This is a genomic window from Flavipsychrobacter sp. (genome assembly GCA_041392855.1).
In the GTDB taxonomy this organism is placed as follows: domain Bacteria; phylum Bacteroidota; class Bacteroidia; order Chitinophagales; family Chitinophagaceae; genus UBA5543.
This window is the reverse complement of sequence record JAWKLD010000003.1, coordinates 1-15,926: the sequence shown is the minus strand read 5'-3', so window position 1 is coordinate 15,926 and position 15,926 is coordinate 1. Positions and strand designations below refer to the sequence as shown.

Here is a 15,926-nt window from a genome sequence, read left to right as displayed (position 1 = left end):
AGGGTGTTTTCACCCTTGCATAAGCATTGTGTAACCCTTAGGTTTGTATGAGTACCATTTTAATGTGTAACACCTAAAAATCATAATGCTATGAGAGCTATAGCCACAACCATACTATTGTGTTTGTTTGTACTAACACAAAGCTTTGCCCAAACCGTTAATGGTGGCGAAATGCCACAGCCTGATGTGCCTGTAGGCGGCCAAGCGCAGCCACAACAGCAGGTGCCTGCTACCACACCCGTGCAGCAAGTAAGCACGCCTCCGGCGGCAACCGTGCCGACAGGGTATGTGTATAGTGGTCTTCCTGTAAAACAATGGGCGGCGTATTCCATCAGTATGCTGCCAACGGTATTGTTCATTTTGTTTTTCGTTATCATAGTAGGTAGTGTGGGCTGGCGCAAAGTGTTTTCCGAAATACTGACCGATAAAGAAGCAGCACCCATTGCCATTACTCAAAAACCCGTGCTGGACGAGCAGGGCAGGCATGTGCATGTAAACAATGTACCGCAAATGCAAATGGAGCATACTTATCCTAAAAGTGCCAGTAGGCTTATCCTGTTCTTCTCCAGCTTCACAGCTATACTTATTTCTTTAGGTATTGTTACAGGTAGTATCTATGGCTACCTGATGGGAAAGGGCATGCCCGATTTTTCTTCGGTGATAGGTTTGGTGATATCTCTGGGCATAGGCATAGTACCATATATGACCAGCAAGCTAAAAGGGAATGGCAACTCGGTAACACGCAATCCTTTTAGTGGGCAACAGGTAAATTATATGACCACAGCTGCACAGGTAAACCGAAATGAACCACCGGTTGTAGCACCTGCTACAGCGCCTACAGGTGGCGAGCAACAGCAACCACAACAATAAGCACCATAAAACACGTATATGAAAAAGCTACTCTTCGGCTTGGTAATAAGCTGCTTAAGTATAGGAACAATAGCTGCACAAACGGGCACAGCCTCAGTGTCGGATAACTACATCAACGAGTCTATAGCCATAGCCCGCTTTAAAGTATTGGTAGAAAAAATACTCAAAGCCAAAGAGCTGGATATGCGTATGGATGGTGAAGGCAATGCTATAGTAAAAGATAGTGCTAAAGCGCACCAGCTGATACAGGCGGTAATAGCTGAAATGAATAAACAGCGACAAGTAAGTGGGCAACAGACGAATATACCTTTGCCCGATGGCAGTACAACCATCACAGGTGGCGGTGCTCAACAGCCTCCAGTAGACACTAAAACAGAGTACAAAGGAGGGCCTTCTTTGCAGCAGCTCAATGGCTTGGTGAATAGTGGCGCTGTAGAAAAAGAAATGAATGACCTGCTAGCCATCATCTATGCCGATGATGCCAGCGACCTGAAAGACGTAGAGAACTATACCCAACAGTTTAGCAACCTGACACAGATACTCACGGCTACTAATCAATATTTCACCCAAAGAAGTAGTGTTAATGAATTGCAGGGTGGCTCGCTGATGAGTCCTGCGGGCTTGGGTAGCTTGGAGTCTGAGATCATTTACGGTATTACTGACTTTGCCATTTCGCGCGCTAAGGAAGAGATACTGGAAGCACACTTGAAATATCTATACCAAGAGATGAATGAAGATGCCATCCTAAAACAATTGATACCCCACACGCTGGGCAAGATGGAGGCATTTATAAATGACAACTCTATAAGCATGGCCAAGTATGGCGGTTTATGGAAGGCTGCTTTTCAGGAAGACCTGCGCAACATGCCTGTAGTGATGCAAAAAGAATGGCTGGTAGATACCATACTTACCAGACTGAAAATTGCCGATGATGTAAAGTTTCAACTAGCACCCGTTATCAGCGGTGGGGATAGGATAGTGTACAACCTATACCTGAAAAAGAACCTGATACAAATATTGTCTGACATGGCGGGCGATTATGTGGACCCTAAGCAAGATGCCAACCTGCCAGTATTCAAACGTGTGGTGTTGATGTCTGATATAGTAACCGATGCATTGGGCTATATGTCGAGCGACGGTTATAAAATGGCAAGCCTACAGAGCTTAGAAAAAATGACACCCGATGCTTGGGATATATTCTTCAAGCTAGTATACCTGCGCAATAAAGAAGCCATCTATAATGTAATGGGCGAGCATGCGCTAAAGCTAATAGACCTGAAAGAAGAAAGTGTAAGAAATCAATTGATATTGGCGGTCAACAAAAGCCTGAACCTATTGAGCAGCTACAATACCATACTGCCTAAAGATATAAAAGAAGTAACCCCAGAAGATGTAGCCCGTGTTTACGATCTGCAACTACAGGTAGTCGACAATGGTATTGACTACTTGAAAATATTTGGCAAAGAAGACAGTAAGCTGGCAGCTATTATAGCGCAGTACGAAAAAAATGTACAGCCTATATTGTTTAATCTAGCGGAGATAGGTGAGGGATTGACCACACAACAATATGGTAAAGTGTTGGATGGTAGTTTGAATACCATCAACCGTGCACATCAAATCTATTGTGCCAGCCTTGATGGGGCAACCTGTGATAAAACTGCGTATAATAACCTGATAAAATACCTAACCAAGTATGGCAGCTTTATGGTGAATGTGATAGATGCAAAAGATAGTGACGATGTAGAAGAAGCGCTGGATGAGATAGTGCCTAAAGGTTTGTACAAATTGAAGTTCTCTAAAGAGTTTACCATTACGGCTAGTTTATATCCGGGTGCTTTTTATGGTGCTGAGGGGTTGAAAAAATATGCTGTGCAAAACGGTGCGCTCAACAAAAGTAGCAGTACAGTTAACTGGGCATCATCCTTGAGTTTTTATTTGCCGATAGGGGTAGATTTCAACTGGGGCTTTTCGGTAAGCAAAACAAAGAACATGAGCTTGGGATTATACCTACAGGCTTTCGATCTGGGTGCTGTGATGAACTACCGATTGAATGCAGACTCTACAGAGTCTAATAATCCCGAAGTGAGTTTTCAGCAATTGATATCACCGGGTGCATCATTGATCGTTCACTTACCCAACTCTCCTATAGTAGTAGGAGGAGGTGTTAACTATACACCATCGCTACGTAGCATCACCGATAACAATATCACTTACGAAGCCAACGCCCTGCGCTATGGAGTTTTCCTAGCGGTAGATGTTACAGTAATACCATTGTTTATTTCTAAGGCCGATCTAAAGTTGTCTCGTTAAATTATGAGTATACTTTATAACAGCACGAGAATATTTAGACAAGCTGGCGGATATGCCGGCAGGGTAGGTGGCTTTTTTACCATGCATGGGCAACAGGATAAGGTCTTTGGTATTTCTAACAATCATGTTATTGCCAATTTGAACAACTGCGCGCAGGGAGATATCATTTGCATCAACAATGCAGCTAAATCGGAAGTTGGTAGTTTGTTTCTGTGGTACAACTTAAAGCTGCACGAAACCAATACGCTGGATGCTGCTTTTTTTGAGTTGAATAACAACTACCAAGCCGCATGGAATATGCCCGCACATATCATTAATCCCACAGGTATGCGTGCACCTATGGTTGGTGAAAATGTGTACATGAATATTTATGAAGATGCGGGAGGAGGTGCAGCCATGCCGTCGCGCTTAGGTAGAATAGTGCAGCAGGTAGCTGCACCTTTGATCTTTTCTTTTCACGGTACTACTGTCTACTATCAAAACCTTTATGAGATACATAGCATTAACTATAACCCCTTCTCTTGTAGTGGAGATTCCGGTAGCTTGGTATTCAGCTACGACCATAATGTCATAGGCATACTCATAGGCGGAAAAACTGAAGAAGGGCAGGAGTGCTCTTACATTTCCTATATGGCTGCTTTGCCAGTGGCGTATTTCAATAATGTAGGTATACGATTACACACCGTTGTTTAGTGCATTATTTCTGCTTCACCATCATGAACAGATAGTCGTTGCCAGGTAACAATGCCATAAGTGTGTCGGTATTATTGCTAACATAGTCGGGAGGAGTAGCTGTAGGGAGTTTACCTCCGGTCATATTACCTGCGCTATTGCCCGAGCCGTCTTTAAACTCTATATATGGCGTTGCTGTTTGGTGTACCATAAAATCGTAGATGGCAGTTTGTTCTTGCCCGTTAGCGTTTCTGTATTTATAGTTGGCTTTAAAACCTCTGGTAATAGTTATTTCTTTAGTACGTTCATTTGGTGTAAGACTGCTCCACTGGTCTGTGTAAGCCCCTGATGCATATAGATAAGCGCCAATAGCTATCCAACGTGTAGCAGCATCTGTATTGTTTAAAAATGCTTTGCGTGCATCACCATATAGTCTCGGGTCCATATAGTAAGTGTTGTTGCCCGGTTCCGGTTTTAACTCGGTTACCTTATTGGTTTCAAACTTATCGTTGTACCAGTTGTTATTATAAAAATCATCGCTATACCAGTCCATATAATAAGTAGAGCCTGCAGGGAAAGTATTACCGGGTAGGTAAGTGGTTTCTTTGCCCAACATCGATTTGCGTAGCAATGGTGTACCGCCTTTACTGTATGCATCAAAGCTGCTGTAAATATCCAGAGTAATGGGTTTGTCCAGCCTGTTGATAAAGGTTACTTCAGAGTTATCTATATCTTTTTTCTTACATCCAGCAGCTAGTGCTACTACTACCATCATGGTAGCTACTACGGTACGGCGCATATTGATCGTTCTTTTTTGCTTTAGCAATAAAAATAAGGAAAAAGCCGTAGTAAAATACTTTTATCACCTAGGTTATGCTATTGTTACCAATAAAAATTGGGTTAAAACACCCTTTCTGGTGGATTTAGACTTTCCTAAATTTGTAATACAAAGGTTAGCATCTTGCAGGTTTGATAAGTAGTACACCTAAATGCTATAGTTACCCAAAACCATGACTATTTATTATAAGCTATGTGAGAACAGCTTTCCCTGTCACCTATCATCAACCATGATACCACATGAAAAACATTAAACCCACTCTTTCCAGAGTGGGTTTAACATTTATAGGAAGTCTTTAAAATTTGAACTACTTAGTATAGCGTGAATTTGATAGTGATGTTTTTTCCGTTAATATTAGTACGGAAGAAGTACACACCACTGGCAAGATATCCCTCCACCACTATTTCATGGTCTACTTGTTTGTTCACACTTTCGGTCTCTTCTTTATGTACCACCATGCCTAAGGAGTTGATCACTTCCATACTTAGTTTTTGATCAAAGGTAAGCTCACCTCTTACTCTAAACCTTCCGTGGTTAGGGTTAGGGTACAGTATAAGATCATCTTCATTCGGTTTGATTGGCAGTACATCTACATATATCGTAGCTAAAGAGGTGCAGCCATTCAATGTAGCCGTAATAGTATATGTTCCTTCGGAAGAAGTGATCGCTTTTGGTATGCTTGCTGTAGTACCATCTACATTAAGACCACCTGGTCCTGTCCATGTATATGTAGTGTTGGGCTGCTCGTTGTCTAGAGATAAGAATATTTCTTGCCCCAGTGTTATCGGTGCATTACTTAACGGTTTTGGCGTTAATGGTTTTGGTTTAATGAACACATCGGCACTGTCAGTCAAAATACAGCCTCTTCTGCCAGCTGCTACAAAGTATCTACCTGTCGCAAGTGCTTGTACTGGGTTAAGACTTGTTATCTTACCTGTGGTAGAAAAGTTATTTGGTCCTGTCCATGTATAAGTAATGTCTGTGGCAGAATTTGCTTCTTCTCTAAGTATCAGTTCGTCTTCCTCACACACTGGGCTATTGGTACTTATCTTTGGTTGTTCCGGCAGTTTTACTACTTCTACATAAGTAGTGTCTTTACCTTCACAGCCTTCGGCAGTTTTTGCCGTCACTACGTAGTTACCTCCGTCTGCTGTCTTAGCATTATTACGTATAGGTTCTGTACCGTTCGAGGTAAACCCTCCAGGTCCTGTCCACGTATAGGTAGTTCCTACAGCACCACCTGTATTAGTAAAGTTAATAGCAGCATTTTCGCACACAGGAGTATTGCTGCTTACATTAGGCTTAGGGTTGTTGTTGACCACTACTGTTGTACTTGCAGGATCTGATTTACAACCATTAAGTATTGTTCTTAAAGTATAAATACCACCACCAGCTGCAGTAATATTGCTAACTGTAGGCTTGGCAATGGTAGAGCTGAATCCGTTAGGTCCCATCCAGTCGAAGCTAACGCCGCCCACTCCAGTAGTGCCAGTAAGTTGTACGGTCTGCCCTTCACATACAGGCCCGTTGTTGATAACGGTAGGTGATGGCGGAGTTGGTTTTATGGTAACAAAAGTGGTATCGTATGCAGTACAGCCATTTACTGTCAGCACCACGGTATGTCTACCATTATTAGCCATTGTGGCTTTGCTGTAAGTTATGTTTTGTACACCAGAGTTGATCTGTCCATTAGCCTCAGTGATCACATAATTAGGATTACTGTAGATGCTAGTTACTATAATGCTTAAGGTGTCTCCTTCACACACGGGTGAGTTAGAGGTAATGTTAGGCGCTGTAATAGTATCGGTAATAGCTACAAAAACACTATCCTCTTCTATAGAGCAGGCATTTTTAGTAACGGTTACCTTATAGTAGCCCGAGTCTACTTTTTGACTGTTATATCTGGTAGGGTTGCTCAGGTTAGAGCTGAATCCGTTAGGACCGGACCAGCTATATATAGTAGAGCCCGATGGTACATTGTTGACATTAAATACTAGGTCGGTAGTAGGGCATACTGTTGTGCCGGGTGTAACGAGTATCGATGGTGAGAACGTGATCTTTGGTATCACGGTAACATTTACCGATGCACTACTGGTACAGCCGTTTAAAAGTGCCGAGCCTATATAAGTGCCAGACATGCCTGTTGTTGCATTGGGTATGGCAGGTGTAGCACTGGTAGAGGTATAACCTCCCGGCCCCGTCCATGAATAGGTAACACCCGCTGAAGTACTCGAAACGCTAAGCTTTATAGAGTCTCCACCACATACAGGTGTGTTGGCGGTAACGGTTGGTGTATTTGCAGCATGCACTATGGTAGCTACTGCAGTATCAGCACGGGTACAGCCATTGAGATTGGCAGTTACAATATAGTTGCCTGAATAGGCGGTTACAATATTAGTACGTATCGGGTTTTGTTGCCCACTGAAGAAACTAAACGGCCCTGTCCATAAATAAGAGACACCAGGTGTGGTAGAATTGGCATACAACTTCAAAGTGTCGTTATCACAAGCTGGAGAGTTGGTCGTTGCTATTGGTTTTACAGGTTTGGGTTTTATGTCAATAGTATTACCATTGTCAAAAGATGTATCTACCGGCGCTGTGCCCACAATGCGAATACGATAGCCGCTGCCACCTGTAGTATTGCTTGGTATGGTACAAAGAATATTACCACCAATGGAGTCGGTTCTTGTGCCTATGTTCACTGGTGAGCTAAAGTTTCCGCTCGCATCAGATAGTTGTACAGTAAAAGTATTATTGTTGTAAAACTTTGAAGTAACTCCATATTGTACAGTGAAAGTATCTTCAACACAATGCACGGTGTCTGTAAATGGTTGGAAGATGAAAGAGGTTGTGTCTGGCGTAAATTTGGCCAAGAAAGCATCTGAGGCGCCAGCCATGGTGTTTTGATGTCCACTTAGTGCAATATTATTCGTACTGCTGGTAAAGCCTGTAATGTAAATGATGTTTTGAGCCGCATTGTTGATGCCGTAACCATAGTCTTGGCTACCACCACCATAGTAGCTAGCCCAGCTTAATGTACCAGCTTGAGTGAAGATAACGAACATCGCATCGAAGTTGCTATTACCTCCGCTGGTTTGCTGGTGTGCTGTAGCTGTAGCTATGCCCGAAGTACTACTGGTAGTACCGGTAAAGCCGGGGTTGCCAGCGCCGTCTATAATTAAGTCGCCACTATGGTCTACCGCTGCACCACCAAAATAGGTACCCCAAAGCCTCACACCTGCATTAGTAAACTTTACCAAGAATGCATCGGACGCACTTGCATTGTTACCACCATTAAGGCTAGTACTATGTGCACCCGAGGTAACAATACCAGATTGGCTATTGGTAGAGCCCGACATGAAGATGTAGCTACCGCTATAGTCAAGGCTTAGTCCTTGCGGGGAGTCGCTACCTGAGCCTCCGTAATAAGTAGCCCATTGCTCTACACCCGAGCTGTTGAATTTGATAAGATAAGCATCGTTGTTTCCCCCTATTGCGGTTTGGTGTGCCCCCGTTGTTGCTTTACCACCACTGCGCATTTCTCCAGCTACAAATACATTGCCTGCATTGTCGAATGCTAGTTTACGCATATTGTCATTATCTGCACCACCAATATAGGTAGCCCATTGACGAACACCGTTCGTATTAAACTTGGCCACAAAGCCATCAATATTTCCTCCATTGGTATTTTGGTGTGCTCCAGATGAAGCAATGCCTGTAGTACTACGGGTGTTGCCCACCATGTATAGGTTGTTAGAAGAGTCGCAACCTACAAATACCTGATACTCTACGTTTGTTTTTTCGTTGCCTGCACCACCAAAGTAGGTAGCCCATAGTCTACCACCTGATGGGGTCATTTTTACTAAGAAGCAGTCTGAGCTACCACCACCATAAGTAGTTTGGTGTGCGCCCACAGTCGTCATACCCGATGTGCTGCCTGTAAGGCCTGCTAGGTAAATATTATGGCTATCATCAGTAGTCGCTGAGAAGAAATCATCTTCGCCTGTGCCACCGTAGTATGTAGCCCATATGCGTATGCCCGCTTCGGTAAACTTTACAACCATGGCATCTTTATTACCTGCATAGCTGGTTTGGTAAGACCCAACGGTAACAATATTGCTGGAGTTGTATGTAGAGCCTGCCATGTATACATTGCCTGCCGAGTCGGCAACCAAGGCATAGCTATAGTCGGCACTGGTGCTGCCATAGTAGGTAGCCCACTCTAGTGAAGGGTCAATTATCAAAGTAGCTTGTGCATCATATTTTGCTACATCAAAACTGATAATGTCTTTTTCAAGTGTATAAGCCGAGGCAACGGTATTGCCTTCTTGCATATAACTCAAAGGTGCTGCTTCGGTAATGCTACCAAAATCGTTTTTTGCAATAATAGCACCATCCTTTATGCTGAGTTCTTTAGCTCCTTTGTATTGTATCTTGATGTCGTTGATATTACCTCCTGGGCGCACTACAAAGTCATATTTCAATCCATCGTCGTTGGTATAGAGTACCCAGTCTATATTTGGGTAAATATTTTGATATACAACTCTATTAAAGCTGCGCGCCTTAGCAGTGGTAGAGGCAAGGTAGTATTGCTCGTAGTAGTCTTGTTGTTCTTGTTTTATTAGTGTGGCATTGGGGTTAGCACCAAGAAGTACTACGTCCATTCTGTAGGCATCGTATTTTGCTGTAGGCGTGCTAAAGTCGCTGCCATCATCAACTGCTGCTGATTGGTTCCAAGGGTTTTGCGGTTTGGCGTTTACCTCCTCAGGGTTGCTTAGGCGGCTCCACTGATAGTGTATAGCACCATTACCTATAAAAATAGCTACACTATTAGTTTGTAGTTTAAACTGTACATCCTTTCTCTCTTGATAATGTTGGTCAGTTATTTGTCCTCTATTTTCTATAAAACTAAAAGGTGTTTTCTGCATGCCTTTTGTTTCTACCTCACGAGCTGTAATGCTGATATTGGCAAAAAGAAAAAGCAATAGAAATCCAGTCACTTTATGATTAAGTAACATTTTCTTCATATAATATTTATTGCCTAGGTATTAAAGTTAGCTCAAATAAGGTTGTAAGCATTGCTGTAACGCCAATAATAAGCGCTTTTTCATTCTATTTTAATGTCTTTAAAAGGGTGGTTAGTAGTGGGATGTATAACAGTAAAAAATATTCAAAAGATTAACTAACGATTTATCATGTGGCGTCGTCATTATAGATAGTGAAAGCCCTTTTGTGTAAAGTCTAAATAGTTACTTGCCCGATACCAATAAAAATACAGCGGCTAAAGACGAAGAAGCTTCGTACGTGGCACCTCATGAGCTGAGTGTGCTTATAAGCGGCTGTATGTCCGGTAAAAGGAGTGCACAAAAAGCTTTATACGACAAATTCGCCCCACAAGCATATGGTATTATACGTAGATATACTAGCCACAAGGAGATGTCTGATGAGATATTGAACGATGCCTTTTTTAAGATATTGACCAAGATAGACCAATACCAAGGCAAAGGTTCGTTTGAAGGTTGGCTGTATAAGATAGTGGTGTATACCGTTACCGACCATTTAAGGAAATACATAAAAGAAAAAGACAGGTCAGATACTCGAGAGATCGAAGATAACGTTGAGGTAAGTGCATCGATAGTAGAGCAGATAAGCTATAAAGAGCTGCTGGCTATGATACATGAGCTTCCTGATACGCAGAGAGTGGTGTTCAACCTGCATGTGATGGAGCAATATAGCCATAAAGAAATAGGAACATTATTAAACATAACTGAAGGTAATAGCCGATGGCATTTGAATAGTGCCCGTAAGCAATTGATGAAAAAAATTAATAACCATAGCTAGTAGAGCTATAGCATGAGCAAACGCAGTAAACATATCGACCAACTGTACAAAGAGCAACTAGGAGACTACTCCGAGATGCCACCGGCATCTGTGTGGGAGTCGCTAGCCCTCCGCCTCGATGAAGAGGACGATAAGGGTGGTGGCTTTGGCGACAGTGGCAATGATAACGGCCGCCCGCGTTTCCCGATACGCTGGTGGTGGGCATTGCTGGGCTTGCTATTGTTGATAGGTACTACTGTGGGTATTGGTAAGTTCGTCAGTTTCAAAACAGAGCAAACTACGGCTGTAACTACCTCTCCCGATGCTAATACAAGAAATAAGGCTACCGCAGAGGTGAGCACATCTGCTACAAATGATATTAGTACACCTGCTGAACAGGAGGCGAAAAGTGATGCAGCACCAAAAGGTTTGCCAACCAACGATAATACTACACCCCCTAATAACGATAACACAAACGAACAAACAAACACTACTACCAAAGCCAAAACAAAAAGTAAACCAGCTACTAAGACGACCACTGAAACTGAAGAGCGTACATCTGCTATTGAAGTAGTAAGTAAAAGCTCTAGTCAAAAGGTGCAGCATAAAGTAGCTGCACCAACTACGGCTCAGAAACAAGCAGATGCAAAAGTAGCAATAGCACCAACACCAAAAGCAAGTGCAGTTACTACTACACAAACGGTAACTCAACAACAAGCGCCTCTGCAAGAGGTGGAGGACAAGAGTACTACAAAACAGACAAGTAATGTAATAGCACAAGAACAAGAAAAAGTAGTAGAAGAAGAGCATGCAGAGGTGAAAGAAGTAACTAAAGAAGCCAGCCCCCAACTAACCCAAGAAAAAGAACAGGAACAACAGCCAAAAGAAGAACTCCAAAAAGAAGAGGAAAAAACAGATACTAAAAAAGAAGAAACAACAGCTAAAGAGGAGAAACAACAAGTAGTAGAAAAAGAGGAAGAGCCGCAAGTAGTAGCAACCGCAAAAGAACAAGCACAAGAAGTTGCTGCGCCTGTAAAAGAAGAAACGAAGACTGAAGAGACTATTAAGAAGGAAGAAGAAGTTGTAGCAGACCAGTCTGAAAACAAACAAGAAGAAACTAATACAGAAGAAAATACAGCAAGTGAAGAAGCAATAGCTGCAGCCAAAGAACAACCCCAAGAAACGAAACAAGAAGAAGAAACTCCACAAACCCAATCGCTTGAAGTAGCAGAAGAGACGACAGCGGAAGAAGAAAAAACGAACGAGCTGGCTTATTTATCTAAGAATAAGAAGCAACTCAAAAAAGAAAGGAAGAAAAAACAAAAAGAAGAACAAGAAACAGCAAATGAAGATAACTTAGGCATTAACGAATTCAATACTTTAACGCCCCCACCTCCTAAGCCACGCCGATGGGAGATAGGTATTAAGGCAGGCTATGAATACGGCTTTAATACTCAGGCAAAAGCGGATAAGTTTGTGTTGTCACCATATCTACAATATATGGTAGCACCGCACTTTTCTTTAGTGTTTCAGCCTAGTTATCTATGGGGTAATGCAAAGTTCACTTCTGCAAAACCAGATGAAGTTTATTACAACGTTGTTAGCACTTCTTTTGATTCTACCTTGGTGATAAGAGAGGGAGATACTATAGACTTTAAACCCGATACCCTTATTGCAACTTATATTTATGGTAAGGTGTATGATTCTACCCGTGTTAGCTATCAACTAAAACAAAAACAGCTTTGGAATATAGAATTGCCATTGATATTGCAATATGATATTTCATCCCGCTTTTCTGTTTATGGAGGTGTGTCTTTTAACTTTAGTAAGGTATTGTCTGTGCAGCAAAATAGACTGGATTATACAGGGATGACGATCATGGACACTATAGTGGCGAAGCAAACGTATGCTGCTAGTCTTCCACCACCATTGCCTGCTCCACCACAAGACCCTGCTAGTTATTTTGCTAATTATGGCAGCCCTATAAGTCAGTACAAACCATATACGAACAATACACAAAACAGTTTTACTCGTGTTGGATTTATGCTAGGCTTCCGTTACACCTTTGCAGAGCGGTATATGGTAGATGTATTGTTGCAACAGTCTGCAGTTAACAAAACTGTTATTACCGACCCCGAGTTGCAAAAAATATATAGCCAGCCATATATGCGCATTACGCTTGGGTATAAGATATTTAAGTGATATAGTAACTACTGGTTAAAAAGCTGATACTTATTACAGTTTTTTAGTTTTTCGCACTAACATTTTTACACTTGGTTTCGTCAATTTAATTGACAAGCAGTTGCGCAGCTTTTTATAATCACAATAAAACTTTAATAGATGAAAAAAATAATTCTTACACTATCTGTACTGTTCGGTGCACTTACTGCATCTTATGCACAGTCTTATATTTGGGGGACAGTAGCTCCTAATTCTGGTCAGGGTAATATACTGGACATGAAAGTATGGCTAATTAAAAAATGCCAAGTAGGGAACAGCTACACGCTTACAGCCATTGATAGTGCTGATATTGCCGACAGTATACATGCATTTAGTTTCCCTAATCCTCAAATAGGTACTAACTGCCAGTTGTTAGTTAAAGCAGCATTTAAGACAAACTCACCGCATTATAATAACTATTTGCCTACTTATTATTCGGGTAGTACATCAGGAGTAGGTAGCCTTTTATGGTCTGGGGCTGCACCTGTAACTGCTGCAACGCAGTCTAATCCAACTTATTGGAACTTTACTATGGTACAAGGTACTAATCCTGGTGGTCCTGGTTTTGTAGGTGGTTCAGTATTGCAAGGTGCTAATAAAGGTACTGCTGCCGGCGATCCATTGGAAGGGCGTACTATGTTACTAACAGACATGAAGGACAATGCCGTGGCTTTTACAACTACTGATGCAACAGGTAAATTCAGCTTCAGCAGCTTGGCTAATGGTGTGTACAAATTGTTTGGCGACCAATGGGGTAAAGACAACCCTGCACTTACTATAACTGTAGATGCAAACAATCAAAACATCAACAATATAGTTTTTGAGGAAACCAGCACTAAATTCTCTGGTCGTTTTGTATGGGCAACTAATGTGACCAACGTAAACAGTAACCTAAGCAACTTAACAGTTTATCCTAACCCAATGAAGGGAGAAGTTAAAGTGGCAGGTTTACAAAATATAGCTGGTGATAAGCTGGTAACTATTACTAATGTTTCGGGAGCAGTGGTTTATACTAACACATTCTCAGAGGGGGCTAATGTAGTATTGTCTACTAGTGACATGGCTAGTGGTCTTTACCTGATGCAAGTGAAAACTACAGAAGGTACTGCTACGTTTAAGCTTACCAAATAGGTGGTTAATAGGTGTTGAGAATGGCAAACCAAAGAGAGGTGACTAGTCACCTCTCTTTTTTGTTTATAGCTTGCTGAATGGGCGATGTATTTTAAATGTTTGTTATGTGTTTTTTGAAAACTGTTGATAATCAGTAGTTGAAGTATTAGATTTTTATAAAAAAGGGTGAAAACACTCCCTTTCGTTTCAATAAACAATAGTAATTTTAGGTTAATTACTTCGGTAAAGCGCCGCCAGCCCTTTTAAGACACATTATCCATGTCAACTCACTGGATACAAACTTTTAAAAGGTTTGTATCCTTTTTATGTTAATGCGATAAATATGTGGTGGCTATATCTGTTTAACGAACCGTTGTATGGTTTCTTCTATAATGCTTTTGCACTCATCAGTTACTTGCTGTTCATTTTCTCCACCATTGGCTCTGTAGAGTTTTATGAGTTCAACAGCTTTTTCGGTGAGTATTCCTTGCATTTTTTTGAGGCGTAGCATCAGATCGTCAAATTCAGGACGTTTTCCTCCTACGGTTACGAGTATATCTATCTCCGCAAGGTTCTGGTCAGCAATTGCTGTTACCAGATCTTTGAAAGATGAGGTTAATTTTTGTTGTAAATCAGGTTGCGGCATATATAACGTAATATATATGACTTAATTTACCATTAATCTGTAATAAGTCCAAACGGTATAACAATAATGGTGCGGGAACAGCTGTGGATAGGGCTTATTAATCCAGTATTATCTGGGTTCTATTATCTTTTTGATAGGCAATATGGGCGCTTAGGTCTCTAACTGACACTTGCATTTGCTTGTTTCGGCTGATCAGTACAACATCATATTCTTTGGTATCGAAAAAGCTAAGTGCTTTTTCTACATCGTTGAAGGCTTTAAAGTATTCTATAAACTCATTTTTCTCTTTTTCGCTGGCCGGTGATATCGCTACATGTTCAATACGCCCCAGATCTCTGTACTCGCTACTTAAGGCACAGTCTACCAGATATTGGTATTCTAAGCAAATATCTAACGCTTTGGAGTAAGTATATGGTGTGGTCATATCTTCAAAGTTTCAATATTGCAATTTATGTCATTAGCCTCATTTTCCCCGCTGTAGCGTTAAGTAATTATTACCAACTTATGCACAATTATTAGAATACCGTCGTTAATACTAGACCGACTGAAATACAAAAAGCCAGCTACAAATATATTTTGCAGCTGGCTTTCAATAATATAATGTAGTGGTACTTAGTCTATTTTGCACTCATACTTGGTAGAGATACCGGCACCACGTACTTTAGACTCGTAATCGTCGCAAAAACGAGTAGCTTCACTCTTTTTGTTAGTTTTCAAAGGCAATACGCCGTTATTCGCTGAATTATCAGGGTCAACACAGTTACACTTATACTCTTTAGTACAAGATGTGATAGCCAAACTAGCAATAGCAATGAATATTAATTTCTTCATCTTTTTCCAATTGAATTTTGTGTATTACTGTTATTAAACAGATGTAGTTAGTAAAGGTAAAAAAAACTGTTAAAAGTTAGAATGCTTTTATTAAATATGACATTTAGGGGAGGAAAACGCCAATTACTTCGTCAAATCACATTCATATGGCCTGCCATACTTATTGGCAGTGTCTTGAAAGCGCCTGCACTCGTAATAGGCCTCGCCCGATGTGGGTAGTTGGTAGTTGATAAAAGTATCTACTCTCTGTTTGGTAGCATCTACACATTTGCAGGTGTAAGAAAAGCTGTCCTTTTTGCAGGCAGCAAAAGCTACTGATAGTATTATGGCAACTGATAATATATATTTCATACTAGCTGTTATAGAGCAACAAAGGTAGGTTATCTGATCTGAAAAAAGGTATTGCTTCCCAGCCGACTGTTCAAACAAAAAGAGCAGCCCATATGGACTGCTCTTTTATATTTTGAGAGAGAGACTTCTTAGTCTTGAGTAGCAGTGTAAACTACATCTACAGTGTAAGTACCTGCAGGGTAAGCGAAACCAGGAGTAGCTTTGTACTTTACAGAGAAAGTTTGGTTACCACCACGGTCACCGTCAGTGATCAAGTCC

At 41.4% G+C, this 15,926-nt stretch carries 12 protein-coding genes; 6 read left to right on the top strand and 6 right to left on the bottom strand.

Annotated elements, in window-relative coordinates:
* The first annotated feature begins 90 nt into the window (after positions 1-90).
* The 3 genes from R2800_14985 to R2800_14975 are packed head-to-tail and all read left to right on the top strand — an operon-like array spanning position 91 to position 3,873.
* Positions 91-870: a hypothetical protein gene (locus R2800_14985; protein MEZ5018363.1), complete on the top strand. Its 780-nt coding sequence runs from the start codon at positions 91-93 to the stop codon at positions 868-870.
* A gap of 18 nt (positions 871-888) precedes the next feature.
* Positions 889-3,180: a hypothetical protein gene (locus R2800_14980; protein MEZ5018362.1), complete on the top strand. Its 2,292-nt coding sequence runs from the start codon at positions 889-891 to the stop codon at positions 3,178-3,180.
* A 3-nt stretch (positions 3,181-3,183) separates the two neighbouring features.
* Positions 3,184-3,873, top strand: coding sequence for a hypothetical protein (locus R2800_14975; GenBank protein ID MEZ5018361.1), 690 nt, complete (start codon positions 3,184-3,186; stop codon positions 3,871-3,873).
* Between the two features lie 4 nt (positions 3,874-3,877).
* On the opposite strand, the gene R2800_14970 is transcribed toward R2800_14975, so the two are convergent.
* Both R2800_14970 and R2800_14965 read right to left on the bottom strand, forming a co-directional pair.
* Complete coding sequence (locus tag R2800_14970; GenBank protein ID MEZ5018360.1) at positions 3,878-4,651, bottom strand: hypothetical protein; 774 nt, start codon at positions 4,649-4,651, stop codon at positions 3,878-3,880.
* Between the two features lie 350 nt (positions 4,652-5,001).
* Positions 5,002-9,717 carry an SBBP repeat-containing protein gene (locus tag R2800_14965; GenBank protein MEZ5018359.1) on the bottom strand — a complete coding sequence of 1,572 codons (4,716 nt, stop codon included), beginning with the start codon at positions 9,715-9,717 and terminating at the stop codon, positions 5,002-5,004.
* 226 nt (positions 9,718-9,943) lie between these two features.
* Here R2800_14965 and R2800_14960 point away from each other — a divergent pair, with 226 nt between their 5' ends.
* From R2800_14960 to R2800_14950, 3 genes are all read left to right on the top strand, one after another.
* Positions 9,944-10,531 carry an RNA polymerase sigma factor gene (locus tag R2800_14960; GenBank protein ID MEZ5018358.1) on the top strand — a complete coding sequence of 196 codons (588 nt, stop codon included), beginning with the start codon at positions 9,944-9,946 and terminating at the stop codon, positions 10,529-10,531.
* A 12-nt stretch (positions 10,532-10,543) separates the two neighbouring features.
* Complete coding sequence (locus tag R2800_14955; GenBank protein MEZ5018357.1) at positions 10,544-12,712, top strand: hypothetical protein; 2,169 nt, start codon at positions 10,544-10,546, stop codon at positions 12,710-12,712.
* 138 nt (positions 12,713-12,850) lie between these two features.
* Positions 12,851-13,861 carry a T9SS type A sorting domain-containing protein gene (locus R2800_14950; GenBank protein ID MEZ5018356.1) on the top strand — a complete coding sequence of 337 codons (1,011 nt, stop codon included), beginning with the start codon at positions 12,851-12,853 and terminating at the stop codon, positions 13,859-13,861.
* A gap of 331 nt (positions 13,862-14,192) precedes the next feature.
* Here the strand turns inward: R2800_14950 and R2800_14945 are convergent, their stop codons facing one another.
* From R2800_14945 to R2800_14930, 4 genes are all read right to left on the bottom strand, one after another.
* Positions 14,193-14,486: a hypothetical protein gene (locus R2800_14945; GenBank protein ID MEZ5018355.1), complete on the bottom strand. Its 294-nt coding sequence runs from the start codon at positions 14,484-14,486 to the stop codon at positions 14,193-14,195.
* A 97-nt stretch (positions 14,487-14,583) separates the two neighbouring features.
* A complete protein-coding gene (locus R2800_14940; GenBank protein ID MEZ5018354.1) occupies positions 14,584-14,910 on the bottom strand; it encodes a hypothetical protein in 327 nt (108 codons plus the stop codon).
* Between the two features lie 188 nt (positions 14,911-15,098).
* Entirely contained in the window at positions 15,099-15,317 is a 219-nt protein-coding gene (locus tag R2800_14935) for a hypothetical protein (GenBank protein MEZ5018353.1), read from the bottom strand.
* Positions 15,318-15,440: 123 nt separating this feature from the next.
* On the bottom strand, positions 15,441-15,668 hold the full coding sequence (locus R2800_14930; GenBank protein MEZ5018352.1) for a hypothetical protein: 228 nt from the start codon (positions 15,666-15,668) through the stop codon (positions 15,441-15,443).
* Positions 15,669-15,926 lie beyond the last annotated feature (258 nt).

Coding starts and splice junctions, on each gene's coding strand:
- R2800_14985 (MEZ5018363.1), top strand. CDS start 91: ATGAGAGCTATAGCCACAACCATACTATTGTGTTTGTTTGTACTAACA.
- R2800_14980 (MEZ5018362.1), top strand. CDS start 889: ATGAAAAAGCTACTCTTCGGCTTGGTAATAAGCTGCTTAAGTATAGGA.
- R2800_14975 (MEZ5018361.1), top strand. CDS start 3,184: ATGAGTATACTTTATAACAGCACGAGAATATTTAGACAAGCTGGCGGA.
- R2800_14970 (MEZ5018360.1), bottom strand. CDS start 4,651: ATGCGCCGTACCGTAGTAGCTACCATGATGGTAGTAGTAGCACTAGCT.
- R2800_14965 (MEZ5018359.1), bottom strand. CDS start 9,717: ATGAAGAAAATGTTACTTAATCATAAAGTGACTGGATTTCTATTGCTT.
- R2800_14955 (MEZ5018357.1), top strand. CDS start 10,544: ATGAGCAAACGCAGTAAACATATCGACCAACTGTACAAAGAGCAACTA.
- R2800_14950 (MEZ5018356.1), top strand. CDS start 12,851: ATGAAAAAAATAATTCTTACACTATCTGTACTGTTCGGTGCACTTACT.
- R2800_14945 (MEZ5018355.1), bottom strand. CDS start 14,486: ATGCCGCAACCTGATTTACAACAAAAATTAACCTCATCTTTCAAAGAT.
- R2800_14940 (MEZ5018354.1), bottom strand. CDS start 14,910: ATGACCACACCATATACTTACTCCAAAGCGTTAGATATTTGCTTAGAA.
- R2800_14935 (MEZ5018353.1), bottom strand. CDS start 15,317: ATGAAGAAATTAATATTCATTGCTATTGCTAGTTTGGCTATCACATCT.
- R2800_14930 (MEZ5018352.1), bottom strand. CDS start 15,668: ATGAAATATATATTATCAGTTGCCATAATACTATCAGTAGCTTTTGCT.